The sequence below is a fragment of the Marivibrio halodurans genome, assembly GCF_017963645.1.
GTDB lineage: Bacteria > Pseudomonadota > Alphaproteobacteria > UBA8366 > Aestuariispiraceae > Marivibrio > Marivibrio halodurans.
Genome location: NZ_JAGMWN010000001.1, coordinates 479,178 through 502,693, shown reverse-complemented (window position 1 = coordinate 502,693; position 23,516 = coordinate 479,178). Strand labels below are relative to the sequence as shown.

Below are 23,516 nucleotides of genomic sequence, written 5' to 3'. Positions count from 1 at the left end.
TCTATTTTCCACCCGCATCCCGGCCCGACAGCCCACGGGCCGCCACATTTTCGAAGGGATGCGCCCCATGCCGATTCAGGAAGCCCTCACATTCGACGACGTGCTGCTCCAGCCGGGACGTTCGGAGGTCCTGCCGGCGGCGACCAATACCTCGACGCAACTCACCACCCGCATTCGTCTCAATATTCCGCTGATCTCGGCGGCGATGGATACGGTAACGGAGGGGCGTTTGGCCGTCGCCATGGCCCAGCAGGGTGGCGTCGGCGTCGTTCACAAGAACATGACGGTGGAGGAGCAGGCGAACGAGATCCGCTCCGTCAAGCGTTCGGAGAGCGGCATGGTCGTCAACCCGATCACCATCACGCCGGACCGCACGCTGGCCGAGGCGCTGGCCATCATGGACCGCAACAAGATCAGCGGCATTCCGGTGGTCTCCAAGCGCTCGCGCAAGCTGGTCGGTATCCTGACCAACCGCGACGTGCGCTTCGCGGAGGAGGGGACGACCCCGGTCAAGGAACTGATGACGAGCCGTAAGCTCATCACCGTTCCCGAAGGCGTGGGCCGGGAGGAGGCGATGCGTCTTCTCCACAAGCACCGGATCGAGAAGCTGCTGGTCGTTGATGGCGACAACCGCTGCGTCGGGCTTATCACGGTCAAGGATATCGAGAAGAGCCGCGCCTTCCCCAATGCCTGCAAGGACGAGGAAGGGCGCCTGCGCGTCGCCGCCGCGACGGGCGCGGGCGCCGACGGGCTGAAACGCGCGGAGGCCCTGCTGGAGGCCGGGGCCGACGTGATCGTCGTCGATACCGCCCACGGTCATTCCAAGGGCGTGTTGGATCAGGTGGAGGCGGTGAAGCGCCTGTCCAACTATGCCCAGGTGATCGCCGGCAACGTGGCGACGGCCGATGGCGCCCAGGCCCTGATCGATGCCGGCGCGGACGCGGTCAAGATCGGCATCGGTCCCGGCTCGATCTGTACCACCCGCATCGTCGCGGGCGTCGGCGTGCCGCAATTGACCGCGATCATGGAGGCCTCCGAGGTTTGCCGGAAGCATGGCGTACCGGCCATCGCCGATGGCGGCATCAAATTCTCCGGCGACGTGGCCAAGGCGATCGCGGCCGGCGCGGATTGCGTCATGATCGGCTCCCTTCTGGCCGGGACGGAGGAAGCGCCGGGCGAGGTGTTCCTGTTCCAGGGGCGCTCCTACAAGGCCTATCGCGGCATGGGCTCCGCCGGGGCGATGGCGCGCGGCTCCGCCGACCGCTATTTCCAGGAGGATATCGCGGAGAGCCATAAGTTCGTGCCCGAGGGGGTCGAGGGCCGCGTTCCCTATAAGGGGCCGGTCGCGGGCGTGATCCACCAACTGGTCGGCGGGCTGCGCGCGGCGATGGGCTATACCGGTTGCGCCGATATCGCGACGCTGCACGGCTACAGCCATTTCCGTCGCATCACGGGCGCGGGCTTGCGGGAAAGCCATGTTCACGACATCACGGTCACCAAGGAATCGCCCAACTATCAACTGGACAGTTGATCCGGGCGGTGAGGATCCGGGGGAAGGGAGCCATACCCATGGTGCAGGAAGTGCATTGGGCGGTTCAGGCGATCGGAATGCTGGCGGGAACCTGCACGACGGTCGCCTTCCTGCCGCAGGTGATCAAGACATGGCGCACGCGCTCGACCCGGGATATCTCGCTGGGGATGTTTCTGGTGCTGACGACGGGGATCGTGCTGTGGCTGACCTATGGGCTGATGATCGGCGATCTGCCGCTGGTCGCGGCCAACGCGGTCACTTTCCTGCTGGCGGGCGCGATCCTCTATTTCAAGCTGCGGCACGGCTAGGGCGTAAGAGGATCGTGGCTTCTACCTTTTTTGATGAGAACCTTGAGGCTCCCGTGCCCTGCGGCGGACTGCGCGGACGCTTGCCGGAGGTGGGCGAATGACCCCCGGCGGCAGGCTTTCCGCGGCGATCGATATCCTGGAGATACTGGAGGCGCCCGACGCCCCCCCGGCCGATAAGGTTTTGGCGGATTGGGCGCGCGGCAACCGCTATGCCGGGTCGAAGGACCGTCAGGCGATCGCCACCATGGTCTATGGCGTGCTGCGCCGGCGCGGCCAGATCGATTGGTGGCTGGAGCGTACGCGCGGGGTCGATCCCGGCCATCCGCCCGCCGCGCGCGATCGGTTGCTGGTCTGGCTGCAATTGGGGGAGGGCTGGCGCCTTACCGATCTGGAGAAGGCCTGCGACGGCGCGCGTTTCGCGCCGGAGCCGCTGCGCATGCGCGAGAAGCGCGTCGCGATCGAATTGACGAGCCAGCGCGGCTTCGACTTCGGCTGCCAGCCGGTCGCCGCCCGTGCCAATGCCCCCGAATGGCTGGCGGCGCGTTTCGCCGATATCCATGGCGAGCGGGCCGATGCCGAGGCGTCGGCCTATCTGGAGGAGGCGCCGGTCGACCTGCGCGTCAACACGCTGAAGGCCGACCGGGCGGCCGCCAAGGCCGCGCTGGCGGAGGAGGGGCTGGTCGCGGTCGAGACACCCTATTCCCCCGTCGGGCTGCGCCTCGCCGGGCGGGCGCCGTTGAGCGGCACGCGGGCCTTCAAGCAGGGACTGGTGGAGCCGCAGGACGAGGGCAGCCAACTCGCCGCCCTGCTTACCGATGCGCGGCCGGGACAGCGGGTGGTGGATTTCTGCGCCGGGGCGGGGGGCAAGTCGCTGGCGCTCGCCGCGCGGATGAACAATACCGGGCGTCTCGTCGCCTGCGATACGTCCGAGAACCGGCTGAAGCGCGCGGCCCAGCGCCTCAAGCGTGCCGGTGTCTTCATCGTGGAACGCCGGCCGCTGACGAGCGAGCGCGACAAGTGGGTGAAGCGCGCGGCGAGCGCGAAGGGCGGCAAGGGCAGCCTCTATGACCGGGTGCTGATCGATGCGCCCTGTACCGGCACCGGCACCTGGCGGCGCAACCCGGACCAGAAATGGAAGACGACCGAGGCCGATCTGGAGCGGCTGATTGAAATTCAGGGCCAGATATTGGATAGCGCCGCGCGCCTGGTGGCGCCGGGCGGGCGGCTCGTCTATGTCACCTGCTCATGGTTGGCGGAGGAGAACGAGGCGCGGGTCGCGGCCTTCCTGGCGGAGCGTCCGGATTTCTTCGCCTATCCGATCGCGGATGTCTGGGCGGAAACGGTGGCGGCCCAACAGGGCACGGCACAGGACGGTGGCGCGTGCCCCGCGCCGGCGGGCGCGACGAGCCTTCGCCTATCGCCCGGCGCGCAAGGGGTGGACGGATTTTTCGTGGCCGTGATGGGCCGCAAGCTGGCCTGACAGGCAGAGAGCGTAAGGGAGCGAGGAGCGGGACATGAGCGAAATCGAAGACATGAACCAGACGCAGAAGATCCTGATCCTCGATTTCGGCTCCCAGGTGACGCAGTTGATCGCGCGCCGCGTGCGCGAGGCCGGGGTCTATTGCGAGATTCACCCCTTCAACAATTTCGACGAGGCGCAGATCCGCGCCTTCGATCCGAAGGGGGTCGTCCTCTCCGGCGGGCCGGCCAGCGTCACCGGAAGCGACACACCGCGCGCGCCGGAGGTGGTCTTCGCGCTGGGGGTACCCGTGCTCGGTATCTGCTATGGCCAGCAGACGATGGTCGCCCAGATGGGCGGACAGGTGGAGACCCACGACCATCAGGAATTCGGCCGCGCGGATGTCGAGGTGACGGAGCCCTGCGGCCTGTTCGAGGGCGTATGGCAGCGGGGCGACAGCGCGCGCGTCTGGATGAGCCACGGCGACCGCGTTACCAAGCTGCCGGAGGGATTCCGCATCGTCGGGCGCAGCGACGGCGCCCCCTTCGCCGCCATCGCGAACGACGAGAAGCGCATGTACGGCGTGCAGTTCCATCCGGAGGTGGTGCATACGCCGGACGGCGCGCGGCTTCTCTCCAATTTCGTGCATGTGGTCTGCGGGTGCAGCGGCGATTGGACCATGGCCGCCTTCAAGCAGGACGCGATTCAGCGCATCCGCGAGCAGGTGGGGCCGGACGGCCGGGTGATCTGCGGCCTGTCCGGCGGGGTGGACAGCTCCGTCGCCGCCGTGCTGATCCATGAGGCGATCGGGGAGCGGCTGACCTGCATCCTGGTCGATCACGGCCTGATGCGTCAGGGCGAGGCGGAGCAGGTCGTGACCCTGTTCCGCGATCACTACAACATCCCACTGGTGCATCGCGACGCCTCGGACCTGTTCCTCGGCAGGCTGGACGGTGTCGACGATCCGGAGAAGAAGCGCAAGATCATCGGCGGTCTCTTCATCGATGTGTTCGAGGAGGAGGCGAAGAAGGTCGGCGGCGCCGATTTCCTGGCCCAGGGCACGCTCTATCCCGATGTGATCGAGAGTGTCAGCTTCGCCGGCGGCCCCTCCGTCACGATCAAGAGCCACCATAATGTCGGCGGTCTGCCGGATCGCATGAACATGAAGCTGGTGGAGCCGCTGCGCGAACTGTTCAAGGACGAGGTTCGCGTCCTTGGTCGCGAACTGGGGTTGCCCCAGGCGTTGATTGGCCGGCATCCCTTTCCCGGGCCGGGGCTCGCGATCCGCATCCCCGGGCCGGTCACGCGGGAGGCGTGCGATATCCTGCGCAAGGCCGATGCGATCTATCTGGAGGAAATTCGCAATGCCGGCCTCTATGACGCGATCTGGCAGGCCTTCGCGGTGCTGCTGCCGGTGCGCACGGTCGGCGTCATGGGCGACGCGCGCACCTACGACCATGTGCTGGCCCTGCGCGCGGTAACCTCCACCGACGGCATGACCGCCGACAGCTACCCCTTCCCGCACGATTTCCTGAGCCGCTGCGCGACCCGCATCATCAATCAGGTACGCGGCGTCAATCGCGTCGTCTACGACGTGACCAGCAAGCCGCCCGGCACGATCGAGTGGGAGTGAGGCGGAGACCCCGCGCCCGACTTTAAGGCGGGCCGGGTTTCGTCCGCCGGAGGAGCCGCAGGGTCAGTTGCTTCTCCCCCTCGGCGAGGACAAGGAAGAGGGCGCCGACGGCGACGATCGCAATGCCGTCGGCAAGCGGTACGGCCCGCGTTCCGAAGACGAGTTGCAGCGGGGGCAGGTAGGTCACCGCGAACTGGGCCAGGGTGACCGCGATCACGCAGGCCCAGATGATGGGCGTACCCCGCACGGCCTTCCATGTCAGCGACGTGCCATGGATGTTCCGCACGAAGAACAGATTGAAGATCTCCAGCACCACGAGGGTGTTGAGCGATATGGTCCGGGCGAGCGCGGGGTCGTATCCCTTGCCGATGGCATGGGCGTACATGCCGAAGACGGCGATCAGGAACAGCACGGAGACGAAGACGATGCGCCAGACCAGCGCCCCGGTCAGCAATGGTTCGTGACGCGGCCGGGGCGGCCGGTTCATCGTGTTGTCCTCCGTCGGCTCGAAGGCGAGCGCGAGGCCGAGCGTGATCGCGGTTATCAGGTTGATCCATAGAATCTGAACGGCTGTGATCGGCAGGGCCATCGCGAAGAGGAGCGCGACGATGATGGTCAGCGCCTCGCCGGCGTTGGTGGGAAGCGTCCAGGCGATGACCTTCTTGATATTGTCGTAGACCGTGCGCCCCTCGCGGACGGCGGCGGCGATCGAGGCGAAATCGTCGTCGGCGAGGACGAGGACCGATGCCTCCTTCGCCGCCTCGCTGCCCTTCCGTCCCATCGCGATACCGGCGTCCGCCCGCTTCAGCGCGGGGGCGTCGTTCACGCCGTCGCCGGTCATGGCGACGGTCAGCCCATGCGATTGCAACGCGGTGACGAGGCGTAGCTTATGGTCCGGGCTGGTCCGTGCGAAGACATCGGTATCCACGACCGCCGCCGCGAGGGCGGCGTCATCCAGGGCTTCGATATCCGCGCCGGTCAGGACCGCGTCGGGATGGCGCAGGCCGACCTGTCGGGCGATCGCCTTGGCCGTCGCGGCGTGATCGCCTGTTATCATCTTCACGCGTATGCCGGCGGCATGGCATTCCGCGACCGCGGTGATGGCTTCCGGCCGGGGAGGGTCGATCAATCCGACGAGACCGATGAAAACCAGGCCGTCTTCGATCCGCGTTCCTTCCAGGCTGTCGATATCCCCCGGCATGGCGCGCGTGGCGAGGGCCAGCACGCGCTGTCCCAGCGCGGCGATATCCTCCACCCGGCCGTGCCAATAGGCGGACTCCAGCGGTGCTTCGCCCCCATCGGCGGTTCGCTGGGTCGCGCACATGGCGAGCAGACGTTCCGGGGCACCCTTCACATGGATGAATGCCTGCCCCTCGGGGTCGTGGTGCAGGACGGCCATGTAGCGGTGGGCCGCGTCGAACGGTATGGCATCGCACCGCCGCCAGTTGTCGAACGGCTCCGGCGCGTGCCTCGCGATCTTGCCGGCAAACGCCTTGAGCGCCCCTTCCATCGGGTCCCCCTCCACCCGCCAGCCCGCCTCGTCGCGGCTCAAGGAGGAATCATTGCAAAGCGCGGAAGCGTGGGCGACCTCCATCATCAGCGTCTGTCCGGCCGGATCGTTCGCAGGGCCAGGGCCAGGGGCAGGGCCAGGGGCAGGGCCAGGGGCAGGGGCAGGGCCAGGGCCAGGGGCAGGGGATGGGATGACGCTCGACCCGTCGGCGCGGCGGATATTCCCTTCGGGCGCATAGCCGTCGCCGTCGACGATATAGTCGTGGCCGGCGGCGGCCAGCGTCGCCACCATCATCTCGTTCCGGGTCAAGGTCCCCGTCTTGTCGCTGCAAATCACCGAGACGGCGCCGAGCGTCTCGATCACCGGCAGACGGCGAACGATCGCGTTGCGGCGTGCCATCGCCTGCACGCCGACGGCAAGCGTGATGGTCAGGACCGCCGGCAGGCCTTCCGGGATCGCCGCGACCGAAAGGCCCACGACGACCATGAACAATTCGTCGAAGGGCAAGGTCCCGGCGATATGGCCATGGGCGAGGAGCGCGGCGGCGATCAGCAGAATGACGACCGTCAGCCAGCGCGCGAACACATCCATCTGTCGAAGCAGGGGGGTGGTCAGCGTCTCGACCTTGGATAGCATCCCGCTGATCCGGCCGATCTCGGTTCCCGTTCCGGTCGCCACGACGAGCCCGCGGCCCGATCCGCCGGCGACGAGGGTGCCGCTGAAGGCCATGCAGGCGCGGTCGCCGACCGGCGCGTCGGCGGCGACGGCCTGCGTCGCCTTATCGGCCGGGACGGATTCGCCGGTCAGGATCGCTTCCTCGATCCGCAGGCCGCGCGCCTCCATCAGGCGCAGATCGGCCGGAACCCTGTCGCCCGCGTCCAGCATCACGATGTCGCCGGGCACCAGGTCGGCGCTGTCGATGCCGCGCCGCTCGCCGTCGCGGATCGCGGAGGCGCGCGGGGCAAGCATTCGGCGGATCGCGCCCATCGCCTGTTCGGCCCGGCCTTCCTGGATGAAGCCGATGACCGCGTTGGCGATCACGACCGCCAGGATCACGCCCGTATCGATTGCGTGCCCCAGCGCGGCCGTCATCGCCGCCGAGCCGAGGAGCACATAGATCAGCACATTGTGAAATTGGGCGAGCAAGCGTCGCAAAGGGGACCGTCCCGGCGGCGCCGGCAGGCGGTTGGGGCCGAACCGGGAGAGGCGCCGCGCCGCCTCCGCCGTGCTGAGCCCCGCCGATCGGCCGTCGACCGCCGCCAGGGCGTCCGCGACGGATACCGTGTGGAAGCCGGTGTCGCCGGGTTCGGCGTGCGCGCGCGGATCATCCATGCCCGTATCGTCCGTATCCGTCTGATAATATGCCGGATCGGAAGGCCCCGGATATTTGGCCCTCCCGGATATTCGGCCCTCATGGAAGGGATATCAGCCTGTTCCCGCTTTTACCATCTCTCTAGGATCGGCCGAAAACCGGCAACTCGTGGCGCTGACGGGCGTCGAAGATGATCGAGGTTTCGACCCGCGCGGTGCCGGGGCGGCTGGTGAACTGGTCGAGGGCCAGATCCTTCAGGTGGCGCGTGTCGCGTACCACTACATGGACCACCAGATCGTAGCGCCCCGTGACCAGGAAAGCCGAGCGAACCTCAGGCACCTGAACGATATCGTCCATGAAACGGTCGACGGTGCCGCGCTTATGCTTCGACAACTCGATCATGAAGAGAGCCTCTAGCCCGATGCCGAGCGCCTTCGGATCGACCTCCGCATGGGCGTCGCCGAGCACGCCCGCTTCGCGAAGGCGCCTGATCCGTTCATGCGTCGTGGAGGGGGCCAACCCCACATGCGCCGCGATCTCCTTCACCGATAACCGCGCATCCTTCTGTAAAAGGCGCAGAATACCGAGATCGGTTCGGTCAAGTTCGGGAATCCCGGATTGATTCCGTAATTCATTCGTTAGATCGCCACTCATGCCGAGGATAATATCATCATATAGCCAATTGAACAGATGGATGGCGAGCATGGCGGTGTTTGATATTCCCCGGCTATCGGCGATCGGACCGGACGATATCGCGCGATTTCGGCGCGACGGCTTCCTGATCCTGGAGCGGGTTCTGGCAGGGGAGCGGATCGCCGCGCTGCGCGAACGGTTCCCAAGGCTTTTCGCGGGGCGCTTCGATACCGGCGTCTATCCCGACGAATGGTACTGGCGCGAGGGGATGAGCCTGCCCGACGTCACGCGCCACATGGCGAATGCCTGGAAGGCGGACTTGACGGTGGCCGGGCTCGCCCTGTCGGAGGATGTGGGCCGGGCGGCCGCGGTTCTCACGGGCTGGTCCGGCGCGCGTCTGGGACAGGATACGATCTGGTGGAAGCCGCCCGGCACCAAGGCGATCGCCCATCATCAGGATTCCTCCTTCATGGATTTCCTGGAGCCCGCGCGGACGGTCACCTGCTGGGTGACATTGGACGATACCAGCCGGGAGGCGGGGACGATCGAATATGTGCCGGGCTCCCATCTCTGGCCGCTTAGCCCCTTGCCGGAGGCGTTCCACGGCGAGGCGGATTATCGCGCCCAGATGCGCGCGGCGGCGGAATCCGCCGGGATCGTGCCGCCCGAGCCCGTTCCGGTCGAGGTGCCCGCGGGCACCGTCGTCTTCCATGCGGGGGAGATCTGGCACGGCTCCGGCCCGAATCGGAGCGGAGAGCGCATGCGTCGGTCGATCGGCCTGCATTTAGTCCCGGCTGCGGCGCGGTTCAGTGACCGGCCTGGCGGCTATATTTATCGACGTTATCAACGTGTCGGCGACCCGGCACTGGACGAGAGTTTCTTTCCCATCCTCTGGTCGGCGGAGGCGGGGCGCACGGATTGGCTCGACGGTTATTGCGCCACGGGGCGCCGGATTTCGGCGACCACCGGGTCCGCCGCTTGATGGAGCGATAGGGGGCGGGGCGGGGCTCAGGCCCGCGCGGGTGCGGCCCGTGACTGACGCGCGCGCCGACGACCGCGCCGGTCGAGCCAGAGCCAAAGGCCGCTGACGACATAGGCGGTGGGCAGCAGGGCCACGATAACCCAGAGCGCGCGGACGATCGGCCCCGCGAAATCGCCCATGTGGATCCAATACTTCGCGCGCCAGAACCAGGTGACGGCGTTGAGGTCGGCCGCGTCGTCGGTGCCGAGCACGCGCGGCGGATCGCCGCCGACCCACACTTGGCTCGGCACCAGATGGCCCGGTTGTTGGAAACCCATGGAAAGTGGCTTACCCGGCTGCGGGGCGCGGAAATGCAGCAGCTTCGCCTCGGGAAAGGCCGCTTGGCCGGCCGCGACGGCGGCGTCGATGTCGTGAACTTCCATCCGATTGGGTGGAAGCTGCGGTTCCGACGGGGTGGTCACTTCCTGGCCGGTGGTGAATTCGACGACGGCCTCCATCGGACCGTGCCAATAGAGCGCCATGCCGGTGAAGGCGACGGTGACCAGGATCAGGGCCGTGACCACGCCGGTCAATTGGTGCAGACGCAGGACGACGATGCGTGTCGAGCGCTTGAAATCGACCTTCAACCGGCTGAGCCGCTTGGCCGGCAACAACCACATGAAGAGCCCGACGATCATCTGGACGATGAGCAGGACCGACACGGCGGAGATGATGTTGCGCGCGATGGGCGTCACCGTCCCGTCGCTGGTCAGCCAGCGCCGGTGGATCGCGCGCACGAAATCATAGGGGGTCTCGTCGCCCTTGTAGTGGTCGAGGATGCGACCCGTATAGGGATCGAGGTTCAATATTCCGGCCCCGCCGCCAAGCCATAGGGTCCAGGCCTTGTCCGACCCGCCCTCGCCCCGGGCCCCATCCTCGCCGATACCGAAGGACCAGACGCGGACGTCGGGCTTCTGCTCGGCGATCCGTTCGATCAGGGTGGAATAGGGCAGGGGCTCCGCGTCGGGCGTCGGACGCTCGACCGTCCATAGCTCGGGTTGGAGCATTTCCTGCAATTCATGGCCATAGACCAGCAGCGCGCCGGTCAGGCTCAGGATGACGAGCGGCAAGGCGGCGGCGAGCGAGAGCCAGAGATGCAGCTTTCTAAGCCAGTTATAGTGCATGTCTCCAGCCCCTCGCCCGCCGGCCTCATCGGCGGAATATCTTCCCCTTGGGAAGGTTCCCTTCTATCGGACGCGATGCCTAGAAGGTGTGATCCACCCCGACCCAGAACACCCGGCCGAGATTGCCGTCCGTATCGACATAGGTGCCCTGCACCGCCTGGCCGAAGCCACGCTCGTCGGTGATGTTCTCGGCGCGGAAGCGGAAGCTCCAATCCTCCACCGGCGCCCAGGCCGCGCCCAGGTCGATACGGTTATAGTCCTCGCGTTCGGTCGTGTTGCCGTTCGCGTCGACTTCCTCGTATCCCGTGGAATAGAAGGCCATGCCCCAGATGTCGACCTCCTGCGTCAAGGCATAGTCGAGACGGATGGACATCTGGTCCTTCGGCACGGAGGCCGTCTGGCCCGCCCAGAAGATGTTGGAGTTCATCTCCTGGCCGTTCGCGCGCGTCGCCTGCACGTCGAGGATGTGCATGTAGCTGGCGGAGGCGGCGAGATCCTCGGTCAGGCGATGGAAGAATTCCATCTCGATGCCGGACTGATCGACCTCGATACTCTCGATGGCGCCGCCGTTTCGCCGCGGGACATTGTCCTGCACGACATTGTAGATCGCCAGATCGACATAGCCGCCGTTCCAGCCTTGGTTCACGCCGGCCTCGATGGTGCGGGATTCGACGATTTCGTCGCCCGCGCCGGCCGGGTTCAGCGCGTCCGTGCCGAAATTGCCGTACTTGTTGAAGAACCGGTTATAGCCGGTGGCATAGCTGGCCCGGATCTGTGTTTGGGTCGGCAAGTCGTAGGAGGCGCCGCCTTCATAGGAGAAGACCGTGTCCTCCGCCAGATTGTCCGGCTGCTCCACGCCGTTCAGCACGATCTCGTTGTTGAACTTCGTGACGCGAAGCCCGCCATTCACGATCAGGTTGTCGCCAATGTGGAAGGCATTCTCGGAAATCGCCGCGTAGTCGACGAAGGTGTTGTCCCACATCTCGTCGCGGGTCGAGTTGGTCTTGCGAACTTCGCCGCCGATCGACCCGTCATAGGAAACGCCGTCGGTGAGTTGGCGCGACAGGTAATGCTTGCCGAACAGGATCTGGTTCGAGATGCCGCGATCGCGATTACGCCCGGGCCAGGCGGAATCGCCCTCCTCGAAGATCACGCCGACCCGGCCGCTGTTGTTCTCGTCATATTGATGGTCGAGCGTCGCCGCGCCATAGAAGGTCGAGGTCGTGATCTGGTTGATCGCATTGTTGCGATAGATGCGGGGATCGCTGCGGTCGTAGATGCCAAGGAACTCGAAGCGGGTGTCGTCGCTGAAGTTATAGCCGACCTTGCCGAGTCCGCCCTTGACCGATTGTTGCTCGAGAATGTCCGGGTCGCCGTTATAGTCGCCATAGAGGAAGCTGCCGGCGGCGTAGTAGTCCCACTTACCGGAATGATCCGCGGCTTCCACCTGGGTCAATGCCTCGCGCGCGGTGTTCAGGTCGAGGCTGACGGCCTGGTGGTCGGTATAGTCGCGGCCCGACTTGATGGTCGTGTCGATGACGCCGCCATCCGTGCCGTCGCCATATCCCACGCCGCGGCTGCCCTTCATGACGCCGATCTGGTCGATCGCGATGGTCGGGATCAGCGTGTTGCTGTAGCCGCCGCCTTCCTGGCCCTGCATCTGGAAAGCCGGCATGCCGTCGATCGACTGGGCGGCGCCGAAATCGCCGAAGGTCCGGATCTTCTGCCCGCCACCGAAACGGTCCCCGTTGAAGGGCTGGTTGATCAGGCCCGGCACGTTATAGCGCAGGGCGTCGCCGGAATTGACCGGGTTGATGTTCTGCAGCACCGATCCGTCGATGTAGGAATTGGTGCGGTTGGCGTTCATGCCCGCCTCCACGTCGCGGCGCAGCCGCTGGGAGGAATGGGAATTACCGCCTTCGACGATGACGGGATCGAGTTTCATCGGTTCGGCCGCCTTGCTCCCCTGCGGCATGCCCGTCAACGCCATGACCGCGCATCCGGCGGCCAGAAGCGCCTTTCTGTGCATCGTATTTCTCCTGCGAATTCGTCCGTGGTCCCCCTCCCGGGGCGCGTTCGACCGGAGTCGTAGAGCAGGGTTCGGCGTAATGCAATTGATTCTGAGAATCACTTGCAAAAAATTATGTTTGATTCCAAAGACTAAGAGACACGCATTCCGAGAACTTCAGGAAAAATCCGCCCGCTTTTAAGGGTGTGGATGATTCATCGCCGTCGTGGCGGGTCGTTCCGCTTCGCCCCGCCCCGCCTCGTGCTGACGAAGGGGGGGGGTGGAGAGGTAAGGGGAGGTCAGGCGCGGGGGGTGGGAGTGCCGTATGCGCGAAGGAACATGTCCACCGTCTTACGCGCATGGACGTCGCGTTCCGTCGCCGTTGGTTCGGTCCGCCCGCCATAGAGCCGTTCGTAGAACAGATCGGCCTTGCAGAGTTCGAGGAACTGGCGCGCCGCGAGGTCCGTGTCGTCGATCATGAGTTCGCCGCGCGCGACGCCGCCCGCGAGAATGCGTTCCAGGCGGCGGCGGCCCGTCTCGGGGCCCGCTTCCTGGAACGCGCGGCCGATTTCCGGGAAGCGTTGGGATTCCGCCACGACGATACGAAAGACGGCCTGGGCGTGATTCGAAAGGATCAAGTGCAGGTAGCTGTTCGCTATGCCGATCAGGATCGTGCGGATATCGCCCTCGGAAGGAGGGGTGTCGAAGGTTTGCGCGGCGTGGCGTGTGCATTCGCAGCGCACGAAGGCGAGGAAGACATCCTTCTTGTCGGCGAAGTGCTTATAGACTGTCGCTTTGGAGACGCCCGCGCGCTGAGCGATCTCGTCGACGCTGGTCCCTTCGTAGCCGGAGGTCGTGAAGGCCCCCCGCGCGCCTTCGAGAATCTGCGCCTGCTTGCTGGTCGCACGGTCCTGGGGGGGCATGTTCGCGTCGTTCTCCCTATGCGTTTCTTGCGTCGATGCGCTTGACATATGCGTGGTGTCGCCCAGATACAACAAAAAACTAAACCGTTCAGTTTAGTTTCCTCTCATGGAGTGCGCATGACTATGACGGAATCTAAGGACCGGGGCGGATCCGCCGCTTCGGAGCCCGCGCGGGCGCGTACCGGCTGGCGCAAGAAGGTGATGCTGGCGCTGCTTGTCGGGGCGGTGGTCGTCGGGGGTGGATATTTCGGCCATCAATGGTGGACCGTCGACCGTTTCGTGGAGGACACGGACGATGCCTATGTAAAGGCGGATATCGTCAATCTGTCGGCCGAGGTATCGGGCACCGTCACCACGGTATCCGTCGAGGATAACCAATATGTGGAGAAGGGCGCGGTGCTCGTTCGTCTCGACGACCGGGACTATCGCGCGGCGCTTCGAAGCGCCGAGGCACGGATCGATGTCGCCCGGGCGGCGATAGAGACCATCGCCGCCAACCGGAACCTTCAAGCCCGCCGCATCGAGGCGGGCGAGGCCGATTTGGCGACCGCGAGCGCGAATCTGGAATTCGCGCGCAAGGATCTGGATCGCAAAAAGGCGCTGGTGGCAAAGGGGGCGACGACCGCGCGTTCCCTCGACGAGGCGCGCAATGCCTATCGCACGGCCACGGCCACGCGCGACAAGGCGCGCGCGACGTTGGAGGGGGATCGCAACGAACTCGCGGTTCTCGCCGCTCAGCGCAAGCAGCGCCTGGGCGAGCTGGAAAGCGCCCGCGCCGACCGCACCGCCGCCGAGACGAACCTGGACCGCACCGTGATCCGCGCGCCACGCGCCGGCACCGTCGGCAATCGGGAGATCGAGGCGGGGGAAACCGTGGCGTCGGGCACGCGTCTCCTCAGCATCGTGCCCCGCGACGATTTCTATGTAGTCGCTAATTTCAAGGAGACCCAGATCGAGCATTTCCGGGAGGGGATGGACGCGGACATCGCGCTCGACATGTTCGGCGGGCGGCACTTCCGGGGGCATATCGCCAGCCTCGCGCCTGCCACGGGCTCTGAATTCGCGTTGCTTCCGCCGCAGAACGCGACCGGCAATTTCACCAAGATCGTGCAACGGGTGCCGGTCAGACTCCGTTTCGACGAGGCGTTCCCGAACGGTCTGTCCCCGCGTCCGGGAAGTTCCGCGATCGTCATCATCCGGACGGATGGGGACGCGTCGTGACCGAGACCACGGGCGGGGAAGGTCGGGACGGCGCGGAGGGTTTCACCCCCCGGGGCGGTGTCTTCGGCTTCTTCCTGATGGTGCTGGGCATGTTCATGGCGATCCTGGATATTCAGATCGTCGCCAGTTCGTTGCCGCAGATTCAGGCGGGCGTCTCCGCCTCGCGCGATCAGATCACCTGGGTCCAGACCGCCTATCTGGTGGCGGAGGTGGTCATGATCCCGCTGTCCGGCTGGTTGGCGCGGGTCATGTCGTCGCGCTGGCTGTTCGTCGCCTCCTCCGCCGGGTTCACGGTGACCAGCGCGTTGTGCGCGCTCTCCTGGAACATCGAATCGCTGATCCTGTTCCGCGCGATTCAGGGCTTCGTCGGCGGGGCAATGATTCCGACCGTGTTCGCGGCCAATTACAAGCTCTTCCCCCCGGAACGCCAGATGGTCGGGACCGTGGTAATCGGCCTGACCGCGACCATGGCCCCGGCGATCGGCCCGACGCTCGGCGGCTATATCACCGAGTATTTCTCCTGGGAGTGGCTGTTCCTGATCAATCTGGTGCCCGGCGTTCTCGTCACCCTGGCCGTGCCGCTGGTGGTGGATATCGATCGGGCACGGCCGTCCCTGTTCCGCCGGATCGATATCATCGGCATCGCGCTGACCGGCGGGTTCCTCGGCGCGCTCGAATTCGTGCTGGACGAGGGCCCGCGCGAGGATTGGTTCGCCGACGACACGATCCTTTTCTTCGCGCTGGTCTCCGGCCTCTCGGCGATCCTGTTGCTCTGGCGGGAATTGACCATCGCGGATCCGGTGCTGGACCTGCGCACCTTCCGGAACCGCAATTTCACCGTCGGCTGCATCCTGACCTTCGTGTTGGGCATGTGCCTTTATGGGCAGAGCTATATCCTGCCCCAGCTGCTCTTCCAGGTGCGGGGCTATAACTCCCTTCAGGTGGGGGAGGTGATGTTCGTCACCGGGGCGGCGATGTTCCTGACCGCGCCGATCGCCGGGCGGCTCGCCCGGGCGGTCGATCCCCGGATATTGCTCGCCATCGGTTTTCCGATGGTGGCGCTCGGCCTGTACCTGAATAGCGGCATGACCGCCGACGTTTCCTTCGACGAGCTGTTCTGGGCCCAGGTGGTGCGCGGCAGTGGATTGATCCTATGCATCGTGCCGATCACGGCGACGGCGCTCGGCACCCTGCCGATGGATCGTGTCAGCGCGGGCAGCGGCCTCTTCAACGTCTTCCGCAACATGGGGGGCGCCGTCGGGTTGGCGCTGATCAACACCGAATGGGATGGGCGTTATGACCGGCACTATTGGTGGATGGCGGAATCCCTGGGCGCGGACGGCCAGAGGACGGGCGCGCATATCGATCGCCTGACGGAGATGTTCGCGCGGAACCCCGCGGTCGGCGACCCGCACGCGGCCGCGATGCAGGTGCTGGCCCAGGATGTCGGCCAACAGGCGACCGTCATGGCCTGGAACGATGTGTTCCTGATGATGGCGGCCGCCTTCTTGCTGGCGGTGCCGCTTGTCTTCCTGTTCGCGAAGCCCGCGCCGGGCGGTGGGGTGGGCGCGCATTAGTCGCCCTCCATGGCGCCTCTTGACCTTCCAGTTGCTGGAACCTCCATATAGGCGGCAGGCAATAGGAGAATCAGCATGGCGCATGATGGAACCTGCCGGCATCACGGCGGCGAAGGCGAGGGCAAGGAGACGGAAGGCGCGTCGGCGCGGACCCCGCGCGAGGGGTATGTTTGTCCGATGTGCCCCGGCGTCCATTCCGATACGCCCGCCAACTGTCCGAAATGCGGGATGGCGCTTGAGCCCGCGCAGCCCCAGGCGCGCGAAACCCGTACCGAATATACCTGTCCGATGCATCCGGAGATCGTGCGGGAGGAGCCCGGTACCTGTCCGAAATGCGGTATGGCGCTGGAGCCCCGCACCGTCGACGTGGAGGCGGGACCGAGCCCCGAACTGCTGGATATGACGCGGCGTTTCCGGGTCGCGCTGGTCGGCACGGTGCCGGTTTTCGTGCTGGCGATGGGGGAGATGGTTCCCGGCCTTTCCAGTCTCGTCTCCGGGGATTGGTCGCGCTGGGCTCAGCTTCTGCTGGCGAGCCCGGTGGTGCTCTGGGCCGGCTGGCCGTTCTTCCAACGTGGCTGGGCCTCGATCGTCAATCGCAGCCCCAATATGTTCACCTTGATCGCGATCGGCACGGGCGCCGCTTATCTGGCGAGCCTCGCCGGTCTGCTGGTTCCGGACCTGTTCCCGGACGGCTTCCGGTCGGAGGACGGCACGGTTCCGCTTTATTTCGAGAGCGCGGCGGTCATCGTCACCCTCGTTCTCGTCGGGCAGGTTTTGGAGTTGCGTGCGCGCGAGCGCACGGGCGATGCGTTGAAGGCACTGATCGATCTGGCACCGAAGACCGCGATCCGCCTGAGCGATTGCGGGCATGAGCGCGAGGTCCCCCTCGACCAGATAAAGGAGGGTGACCGGCTGCGCGTGCGTCCGGGCGACGCGGTGCCGGTGGACGGCACCATTCTGGAAGGTACCGTGACGCTGGATGAAAGCCGCGTCACCGGGGAGGCCCGGCCGGTGGAGAAGGGGCCGGACGAAGGGGTGATCGGCGGTACGATCCTCGGCGGGAATAGCGGTTTCGTCATGCGCGCGGACAAGGTCGGATCGGACACGATGCTCTCGCGTATCGTGCGGATGGTCTCCGATGCGCAGCGCAGCCGCGCGCCGATCCAGGCGCTGGCCGACCGGGTGGCCGGATGGTTCGTGCCGGCCGTGGTCCTTTGCGCCGTGATCGCCTTCGCCGTCTGGGCGGCCGTCGGGCCGAGTCCCGCGCTCGCCCATGGGGTGCTGGCGGCGGTATCGGTGTTGATCATCGCGTGCCCCTGCGCGCTTGGCCTCGCCACGCCGATGTCGGTGATGACCGGTGTCGGACGCGGTGCCCAGGCGGGCATCCTGATCCGCGACGCGGAGGCGCTGGAACGTCTCGCCGCCATCGATACCCTGGTGCTCGACAAGACCGGCACGCTGACCGAGGGGCAACCCGCGATCGAGGCCGTGGAAACCGCCGAGGACGCGGACGAGGCGAGCGTCCTGCGCCTCGCCGCGGCGCTGGAGCGGGCAAGCGGTCATCCCCTGGCCCGTGCTTTCGTGGAGGCGGCGGAAAAGCGCGGTCTGACACTGCCCGACGCGCCCGGGGATTTCGACCAGACCGACGGCAAGGGGGTCGCCGGAACGGTGGAGTCCCGCCGGGTGGCGATCGGCAATGCCGCGATGATGCGGGTCGCCGGGGCCGATCCGGAAGCGCTGGAGGAAGCGGCCGATGCATGGCGCCGCGACGGTGCCACGGCCGTCTTCGTGGCGCTGGACGGCAAGATGGCGGCGGTTCTGAAACTGGCCGATCCGATCAAGGAGACGACGGCGGAAGCAATCGAGGGGTTGCACGCCGCCGGCATCCGGCTGGTCATGCTGACCGGTGACAACCGCGCGACGGCCGAGGCGGTGGCCCGGCGTCTCGGCATCGACGAGGTCGAGGCGGAGGTCCTGCCCGAGGACAAGCACGCCGTGGTCGAACGCCTGCAGGGCGAGGGCCGCCGTGTCGCCATGGCCGGCGACGGCGTCAACGACGCGCCCGCGCTGGCCCGCGCGGATGTCGGCATCGCCATGGGAACCGGCGCCGACATCGCCATCGAAAGCGCGCATGTGACCCTGGTGCGGGGCGATCTGCGGGCGGTGCTGGCGGCCCGTACGCTCGGCCGCGCGGTGATGCGCAATATACGCCAGAACCTGTTCTTCGCCTTCGTCTATAACGGGCTTGGCGTGCCGCTCGCCGCCGGGGTGCTCTATCCGGTGCTGGGGATGATGTTGAGCCCGATGGTCGCCGCCGCCGCGATGAGCCTGAGTTCAGTTTCGGTCATCGGCAATGCGCTGCGGCTGCGCGCGGCGAAGCTCTAAAGGGGATAGGGATGAATATCGGCGACGCCGCGAAGCAGGCCGGGATTCCGACCAAGACGATCCGCTATTACGACGAGATCGGCCTTATCGAGCCCTCCGCGCGGGGCGAGAACGGCTATCGCGACTATGACGGGAACGCGGTGGAATCGCTCCGCTTCGTGCGGCATGCGCGCGGCCTGGGGTTCTCGGTGGAGGATTGCCGGGCGCTGCTCTCCCTCTATCGCGACCGCAATAGGGCGAGCGGCGATGTGAAGGCGCTGGCCGACCGGCATTTGCGGCATATCGACGAAAAGATCGCCGAATTGGAGAGCATGAAGCGCACGCTGGAAATCTTGATGGCACGCTGTCATGGCGATGACCGGCCGGATTGCCCGATTCTGGACAATCTGGCGGCGGAGGGGCGCGACGATCAATCGGGATCGCGCCCGTAAATATCCTCCAGCCGTTCGATATCATCCTCGCCGACATAGTCCCCGACCTGCACCTCGATGAGATGGAGGGGGGTGTCCGCGTGGTTCTCCAGCCGATGGGTCTCGCCCACCGGCACATAGGTTGATTGATTGCGGCGGAGGGTCTCCGTCCGTTGGCCGACCGTCACCGTCGCTTCCCCGTGCAACACGATCCAATGTTCGGAGCGGCGGCGGTGGCGCTGGAGGGAGAGGCGCCCGCCCGGCTTGACCACGATGCGCTTCACGCGGAAATCCCCGGCGCGGTCGATATCCTCATAGCTGCCCCAGGGGCGATGGGCGCGCGGATGTTCCGTTCCCTCGACCCGGCCGTCGGCTTCCAGGCGCGCGACCAGGTGTCTGACCGCGTCCGCCCGGTCGGCGGGCGCGACCAATACCGCGTCCTTGGTCGCGACGACGACCATGTCCGTGAGCCCGATCGCCGCGACGAGGCGCCCGTCCTCGCCGATGACGAGGCTATCGCGGCACGCCTCCAGCACGGCATCGCCACGCACGACATTGCCTTGGTCGTCTGCCGCGCCCACCGTGTGCAGGCTGGCGAAGGCGCCCAGGTCGTTCCAGCCGAAATCGGCGGGCACGACGGCGGCGCGGTCCGTCCGTTCCATCACCGCGACATCGATCGGCAGGGCGGGTACCGCCTCGAACGCCGCGCGGGGCAGGCGCAGGAAATCCAGATCGACCCATGCCCCGGCAAGCGCCGCCCGGCAGGCCGCCAGAACCTTCGGCGCGTGCCGGTCGAGGGCCGTCAGCATCATGTCGGCCCGGAAGATCAGCATACCGCTGTTCCAGCCATGGGCGCCGTCGGTCAGGAAGCGCTCGGCGGTGGCGGCGTCCGGCTTCTCGACGAAACGCTCGACATGGAAGGCCCCGTCCAGCCCTTCCAGGGGGGCGCCGGTCCGGATATAGCCATAGCCGGTCTCCGCCCGCGTCGGGCGCATGGCGAAGAGGGTGAGATATCCCGCCGCCGCCGCCTCGCCCGCGCGGGCGAGGGCGGCGTGGAACGCCGCTTCGTCCGCGATCATATGGTCGGAGGGCAGGATCGCCACGATGGACGCCGGATCGCGCGTGGCCATCATCAACGCGGCCAGTGCCACGGCGGCGGCGGTGTTGCGCCCCACGGGCTCCAACACCAGACGGTCCGGGCGGCAGCCGGCCTCCTCCAACTGGTCGCGCACGATGAAGCGATGCGCCTCGCCCGCGATGACGAGGGGAGGGTGGAACCGCGCCGGGTCCGATACGCGTTCGGCGGTCTGCTGCAACAGGCTCGCCGTCCCCGCCAGCGGCAGGAACTGCTTCGGATAGGCCCGTCGCGACAGCGGCCAGAGCCGCGTGCCCGCGCCGCCGGAGAGGATGACGGGTTGAATCAAGCCGGTCGTCATGGCGGCGACGATAGTGCGCCCCCGCCGATCAGGAAAGCGAGCGATCGTCGGTGGGGGAGCGGCCGAAGCGTTGACGATAGCTGCGCGCGAAATGGGCGGCGGAGTTGAAGCCGCACGCCGTCGCCACCTCCAGCACCGGCATGTCCGTCTGTTGCAGCAACCCTCGCGCCCGGTCGAGCCGCAGGCCGCGATAATAGCGCGCGGGCGTCGTGTTGAGCCAGCGGCGGAACATCCGCTCCAACTCCCGTTCGGAGATGCCGGCGCGCTTGGCGACGCGCGGGATGGGGATGGTCTCCTCCAACGCCGCTTCCATCGCTTCCACCGCGCGGATCAAGTGGGGATTGCTGGTGGCGAGCCGGGCGCGCAGCGGCATGCGCTGGCTGTCCCGCGCGTCGCGGATGCGGGCATAGACGAAGAAATCCGCCACGGCCGTGGCCAGATCCTGCCCGTGCTGCATGCGGATCAGGTTCAGCATCATGTCCAGGCCCGCCGTCCCCCCGGCCGAGGTGAAGCGGTCGCGGTCCACCGTGAACAGATCCTGGCGCGCCTCCACGCGCGGGAACCGCTCGGCGAAGGCTTCCAACTCCTCCCAATGGGTGGTGGCGCGATAGCCGTCGAGCAGCCCGGCGCGGGCCAGCGCGAAGCTGCCGGTGTCGATCGCCCCCAGCCGCGCGCCGAACACCGCCGCCCGGCGCAGCCAGGAGAGGATGCGCCGACTGATCGCCGGTTCGTGCTCATAGCTGGCGGTTACCACGATCGCGGGCAGGGCGGGGGCGTCGTCGAGGGAATGGTCGACCACGCTCGCCATGCCGTTCACGGCGGAGACCGGCTCCCCATCCTCCGACAAGAGCCGCCATTCATAGAGCGTGCGACCCGCCATCAGATTGGCGACGCGCAACGGCTCGATCGCGCTGGCGAAGGCAAGCAGCGAGAATTTCGGCAGCAGCAGGAAGCCGATGCGCTGGATCGCGCCGTGGGATTGAGGGGTGAACATGGGCTCCGGGATTTCATGAGTTGGCGAAAATAATCAATCAATGATCGGAAAATGTAAAATAGGTTTCGGCGGGATGGATAGGCTCCACCCCGGATTTTCGACGAGGGATCTGTCAATCTTTAACGGGGGACAGCTTAGACCATGAACAAGGACGTGATCATCACCTGCGCCGTCACCGGCTCCGGCGCGACGCAGGACAAGCATCCCGATCTGCCCAAGACGCCGGCCCAGATCGCCGACAGCGCGGTCGAGGCCGCGAAGGCCGGCGCGGCGATCGTGCATATCCATGTGCGCGAGGACGACGGCACGCCGTCCCGCGACCCGGATAAGTTCGAGGAGGTGTGCGAGCGCATCCGCGCCAGCGGCACCGACGTCGTCCTGAACCTGACGGCCGGCATGGGCGGCGACCTGACGCTCGGCCCGCCGGAGGACCCGCTGGCGATCGACCATGCCGCGACCGACATGGCGCCGGCCTCGGAGCGTCTGGCCCATGTGCGCCGGTCGATGCCGGAGATCTGCACGCTTGATTGCGGGACGATGAATTTCGGTCATGGCGACTACATCATGACCAACACGACCCGGATGCTCTTCGCGCTGGCGAAGGAGATCAAGGAGATCGGGGTCAAGCCGGAGATCGAGGCCTTCGACACCGGGAATATCGTCCACGCCCAGGAACTGATCGACGAGGGGCTGATCGATGCCCCGGCGCTGTTCCAGCTTTGCCTCGGGATTCCCTATGGCGCGCCGGCTTCCACCACGTCCATGAAGGCGATGGCGGAAATGCTGCCCAAGGGATCGAACTGGTCGGCCTTCGGGATTAGTCGCATGCAGATGCCGATGGTGGCGCAGGCCGTGCTGCTCGGCGGGAATGTTCGCGTCGGGCTGGAGGACAACCTTTATCTCGAACGCGGCGTCCTGGCCTCCAACGCCGATCTGGTCGCCAAGGCGCGCCGGATCATCGAACTGATGGGCGCGCGGGTGCTGACCCCGGACGAGGCGCGCGCGAAGTTCCAGCTCACCAAGCATCGTTGATCGGGAAGGACGACGTTTAAATGACGGAGATCAAGTGCTTCGGCCTCGTCGGCGGCGGGGTGATCGGGGCCGGGTGGGCGGCGCGGGCGCTGGCCCGCGGGCTTGATGTCGTGGCCTGGGACCCGGCACCGGAAGGGGCCGCCGTCTTGCGGGCCAAGGTGGCGAATGCCTGGCCGGCGATGGAGAAGATGGGCCTCGCCCCCGGTGCCTCGCAGGATCGGCTGACGACCGTGGACAGCCTGGAGGCGGTGGCCGAGGCGGCCGATTTCATCCAGGAATCGGCGCCCGAGAACCTGGACGTGAAGATCGACGTTCATAGCCGGATCGACGCCGTCGCGCCGGCGCATGTACCGATCGCGAGTTCGACCTCCGGCCTGCTGCCGAGCGAGTTCCAGGCGAAGTGCCGTCATCCGGAACGCGTGCTGGTCGGCCATCCCTTCAATCCGGTCTATCTGCTGCCGCTGGTGGAGATTCTGGGCGGCAAGAAGACCGATCCGGCCGTGCTCGACCGGGCGGAGGTCTTCTATCGCGGGATCGAGATGCACCCCTTGCGCGTGCGCACGGAGATCGAGGGATTCCTCTCCGACCGTCTTCAGGAGGCGCTGTGGCGGGAGAATCTGCACCTCGTCGCCGACGGCGTGGCGACGACGGGCGAGTTGGATGACGCCATCGTCTATGGACCCGGCCTGCGCTGGGCCTTCATGGGGGTCAACAAGACCTTCGCGCTGGCCGGTGGCGAGCAGGGCATGCGCCATTTCATGAAGCAGTTCGGCCCGGCCCTGAAACTGCCCTGGACGAAGCTCGAGGCGCCGGACCTGACCGAGGCCCTGATCGAACGCATGGTCGAGGGCACGGGCGAGCAGCTTCAGGGCGTCGCGATCCGCGATCTGGAGCGGCTGCGCGACGATTGCCTGATCGACATCATGCGCGCGCTGTCGAAGTACCGCGAGGGCGCCGGACGCCTGCTGGCCGAGCGCGCGGATAAGGAAGGACGATAAC

18 protein-coding genes are annotated in these 23,516 nt (G+C 66.5%); 11 read left to right on the top strand and 7 right to left on the bottom strand.

The annotated features are described in order from the left end of the window. Nucleotides 1–67: 67 nt before the first annotated feature. From guaB to guaA, 4 genes are all read left to right on the top strand, one after another. Nucleotides 68–1,531 carry an IMP dehydrogenase gene (guaB, locus tag KAJ83_RS02285; protein WP_210680390.1) on the top strand — a complete coding sequence of 488 codons (1,464 nt, stop codon included), beginning with the start codon at nt 68–70 and terminating at the stop codon, nt 1,529–1,531. A 38-nt stretch (nt 1,532–1,569) separates the two neighbouring features. Beyond that, nucleotides 1,570–1,839, top strand: a complete 270-nt coding sequence (locus KAJ83_RS02280) for a SemiSWEET transporter (RefSeq protein WP_210680389.1) — start codon at nt 1,570–1,572, stop codon at nt 1,837–1,839. 97 nt (nt 1,840–1,936) lie between these two features. Beyond that, the gene (locus KAJ83_RS02275) at nt 1,937–3,319 is read left to right on the top strand and encodes an RsmB/NOP family class I SAM-dependent RNA methyltransferase (RefSeq protein ID WP_210680388.1); all 1,383 of its coding nucleotides are present in this window, start codon (nt 1,937–1,939) and stop codon (nt 3,317–3,319) included. A 34-nt stretch (nt 3,320–3,353) separates the two neighbouring features. Further along, nucleotides 3,354–4,931, top strand: a complete 1,578-nt coding sequence (gene guaA, locus KAJ83_RS02270; RefSeq protein WP_210680387.1) for a glutamine-hydrolyzing GMP synthase — start codon at nt 3,354–3,356, stop codon at nt 4,929–4,931. A gap of 22 nt (nt 4,932–4,953) precedes the next feature. On the opposite strand, the gene KAJ83_RS02265 is transcribed toward guaA, so the two are convergent. Continuing rightward, the gene (locus tag KAJ83_RS02265) at nt 4,954–7,773 is read right to left on the bottom strand and encodes a cation-transporting P-type ATPase (protein ID WP_210680386.1); all 2,820 of its coding nucleotides are present in this window, start codon (nt 7,771–7,773) and stop codon (nt 4,954–4,956) included. Between the two features lie 121 nt (nt 7,774–7,894). After that, nucleotides 7,895–8,407, bottom strand: coding sequence for an Lrp/AsnC family transcriptional regulator (locus tag KAJ83_RS02260; protein WP_210680385.1), 513 nt, complete (start codon nt 8,405–8,407; stop codon nt 7,895–7,897). 49 nt (nt 8,408–8,456) lie between these two features. On the opposite strand from KAJ83_RS02260, the gene KAJ83_RS02255 reads away from it, so the two are divergent. Continuing rightward, nucleotides 8,457–9,368, top strand: a complete 912-nt coding sequence (locus tag KAJ83_RS02255) for a phytanoyl-CoA dioxygenase family protein (RefSeq protein ID WP_210680384.1) — start codon at nt 8,457–8,459, stop codon at nt 9,366–9,368. A 26-nt stretch (nt 9,369–9,394) separates the two neighbouring features. Here KAJ83_RS02255 and KAJ83_RS02250 read toward each other — a convergent pair whose 3' ends face one another. The 3 genes from KAJ83_RS02250 to KAJ83_RS02240 all read right to left on the bottom strand — a co-directional run bounded on the left by KAJ83_RS02250 (nt 9,395) and on the right by KAJ83_RS02240 (nt 13,462). After that, nucleotides 9,395–10,531, bottom strand: a complete 1,137-nt coding sequence (locus KAJ83_RS02250; RefSeq protein WP_210680383.1) for a PepSY-associated TM helix domain-containing protein — start codon at nt 10,529–10,531, stop codon at nt 9,395–9,397. Nucleotides 10,532–10,610: 79 nt separating this feature from the next. Then, complete coding sequence (locus KAJ83_RS02245; RefSeq protein ID WP_246484154.1) at nt 10,611–12,560, bottom strand: TonB-dependent receptor; 1,950 nt, start codon at nt 12,558–12,560, stop codon at nt 10,611–10,613. Between the two features lie 278 nt (nt 12,561–12,838). After that, nucleotides 12,839–13,462: a TetR/AcrR family transcriptional regulator gene (locus KAJ83_RS02240; RefSeq protein WP_210680382.1), complete on the bottom strand. Its 624-nt coding sequence runs from the start codon at nt 13,460–13,462 to the stop codon at nt 12,839–12,841. Between the two features lie 123 nt (nt 13,463–13,585). On the opposite strand from KAJ83_RS02240, the gene KAJ83_RS02235 reads away from it, so the two are divergent. The 4 genes from KAJ83_RS02235 to cueR all read left to right on the top strand — a co-directional run bounded on the left by KAJ83_RS02235 (nt 13,586) and on the right by cueR (nt 19,076). Continuing rightward, nucleotides 13,586–14,683, top strand: coding sequence for an HlyD family secretion protein (locus KAJ83_RS02235; protein ID WP_210680381.1), 1,098 nt, complete (start codon nt 13,586–13,588; stop codon nt 14,681–14,683). After that, entirely contained in the window at nt 14,680–16,260 is a 1,581-nt protein-coding gene (locus KAJ83_RS02230) for a DHA2 family efflux MFS transporter permease subunit (RefSeq protein WP_343221920.1), read from the top strand. Before KAJ83_RS02235 ends, KAJ83_RS02230 begins: the two co-directional genes overlap by 4 nt. A gap of 75 nt (nt 16,261–16,335) precedes the next feature. Beyond that, nucleotides 16,336–18,645, top strand: a complete 2,310-nt coding sequence (locus KAJ83_RS02225) for a copper-transporting P-type ATPase (RefSeq protein ID WP_210680380.1) — start codon at nt 16,336–16,338, stop codon at nt 18,643–18,645. An 11-nt stretch (nt 18,646–18,656) separates the two neighbouring features. Continuing rightward, the gene (gene cueR, locus KAJ83_RS02220) at nt 18,657–19,076 is read left to right on the top strand and encodes a Cu(I)-responsive transcriptional regulator (RefSeq protein ID WP_210680379.1); all 420 of its coding nucleotides are present in this window, start codon (nt 18,657–18,659) and stop codon (nt 19,074–19,076) included. Here cueR and KAJ83_RS02215 read toward each other — a convergent pair. Beyond that, nucleotides 19,055–20,491 carry a mannose-1-phosphate guanylyltransferase/mannose-6-phosphate isomerase gene (locus tag KAJ83_RS02215; RefSeq protein WP_210680378.1) on the bottom strand — a complete coding sequence of 479 codons (1,437 nt, stop codon included), beginning with the start codon at nt 20,489–20,491 and terminating at the stop codon, nt 19,055–19,057. The two genes, cueR and KAJ83_RS02215, sit on opposite strands and share 22 nt — an antisense overlap. Before the next feature lie 28 nt (nt 20,492–20,519). Continuing rightward, a complete protein-coding gene (locus KAJ83_RS02210) occupies nt 20,520–21,485 on the bottom strand; it encodes a GlxA family transcriptional regulator (RefSeq protein ID WP_210680377.1) in 966 nt (321 codons plus the stop codon). A 141-nt stretch (nt 21,486–21,626) separates the two neighbouring features. Here KAJ83_RS02210 and KAJ83_RS02205 point away from each other — a divergent pair, with 141 nt between their 5' ends. Together KAJ83_RS02205 and KAJ83_RS02200 are read left to right on the top strand one after the other, a co-directional pair. Further along, on the top strand, nt 21,627–22,517 hold the full coding sequence (locus tag KAJ83_RS02205) for a beta-keto acid cleavage family enzyme (RefSeq protein WP_210680376.1): 891 nt from the start codon (nt 21,627–21,629) through the stop codon (nt 22,515–22,517). A 20-nt stretch (nt 22,518–22,537) separates the two neighbouring features. Further along, on the top strand, nt 22,538–23,515 hold the full coding sequence (locus KAJ83_RS02200; RefSeq protein ID WP_210680375.1) for an L-carnitine dehydrogenase: 978 nt from the start codon (nt 22,538–22,540) through the stop codon (nt 23,513–23,515). The last annotated feature ends 1 nt before the right edge of the window (nt 23,516 follow it).

What these genes read in the sequence shown, in the direction of transcription:
- guaB (WP_210680390.1), top strand. Translation starts at nt 68, where the DNA reads ATGCCGATTCAGGAAGCCCTCACATTCGACGACGTGCTGCTCCAGCCG.
- KAJ83_RS02280 (WP_210680389.1), top strand. Translation starts at nt 1,570, where the DNA reads ATGGTGCAGGAAGTGCATTGGGCGGTTCAGGCGATCGGAATGCTGGCG.
- KAJ83_RS02275 (WP_210680388.1), top strand. Translation starts at nt 1,937, where the DNA reads ATGACCCCCGGCGGCAGGCTTTCCGCGGCGATCGATATCCTGGAGATA.
- guaA (WP_210680387.1), top strand. Translation starts at nt 3,354, where the DNA reads ATGAGCGAAATCGAAGACATGAACCAGACGCAGAAGATCCTGATCCTC.
- KAJ83_RS02265 (WP_210680386.1), bottom strand. Translation starts at nt 7,773, where the DNA reads ATGGATGATCCGCGCGCGCACGCCGAACCCGGCGACACCGGCTTCCAC.
- KAJ83_RS02260 (WP_210680385.1), bottom strand. Translation starts at nt 8,407, where the DNA reads ATGAGTGGCGATCTAACGAATGAATTACGGAATCAATCCGGGATTCCC.
- KAJ83_RS02255 (WP_210680384.1), top strand. Translation starts at nt 8,457, where the DNA reads ATGGCGGTGTTTGATATTCCCCGGCTATCGGCGATCGGACCGGACGAT.
- KAJ83_RS02250 (WP_210680383.1), bottom strand. Translation starts at nt 10,531, where the DNA reads ATGCACTATAACTGGCTTAGAAAGCTGCATCTCTGGCTCTCGCTCGCC.
- KAJ83_RS02245 (WP_246484154.1), bottom strand. Translation starts at nt 12,560, where the DNA reads ATGCACAGAAAGGCGCTTCTGGCCGCCGGATGCGCGGTCATGGCGTTG.
- KAJ83_RS02240 (WP_210680382.1), bottom strand. Translation starts at nt 13,462, where the DNA reads ATGCCCCCCCAGGACCGTGCGACCAGCAAGCAGGCGCAGATTCTCGAA.
- KAJ83_RS02235 (WP_210680381.1), top strand. Translation starts at nt 13,586, where the DNA reads ATGACGGAATCTAAGGACCGGGGCGGATCCGCCGCTTCGGAGCCCGCG.
- KAJ83_RS02225 (WP_210680380.1), top strand. Translation starts at nt 16,336, where the DNA reads ATGGCGCATGATGGAACCTGCCGGCATCACGGCGGCGAAGGCGAGGGC.
- cueR (WP_210680379.1), top strand. Translation starts at nt 18,657, where the DNA reads ATGAATATCGGCGACGCCGCGAAGCAGGCCGGGATTCCGACCAAGACG.
- KAJ83_RS02215 (WP_210680378.1), bottom strand. Translation starts at nt 20,491, where the DNA reads ATGACGACCGGCTTGATTCAACCCGTCATCCTCTCCGGCGGCGCGGGC.
- KAJ83_RS02210 (WP_210680377.1), bottom strand. Translation starts at nt 21,485, where the DNA reads ATGTTCACCCCTCAATCCCACGGCGCGATCCAGCGCATCGGCTTCCTG.
- KAJ83_RS02205 (WP_210680376.1), top strand. Translation starts at nt 21,627, where the DNA reads ATGAACAAGGACGTGATCATCACCTGCGCCGTCACCGGCTCCGGCGCG.
- KAJ83_RS02200 (WP_210680375.1), top strand. Translation starts at nt 22,538, where the DNA reads ATGACGGAGATCAAGTGCTTCGGCCTCGTCGGCGGCGGGGTGATCGGG.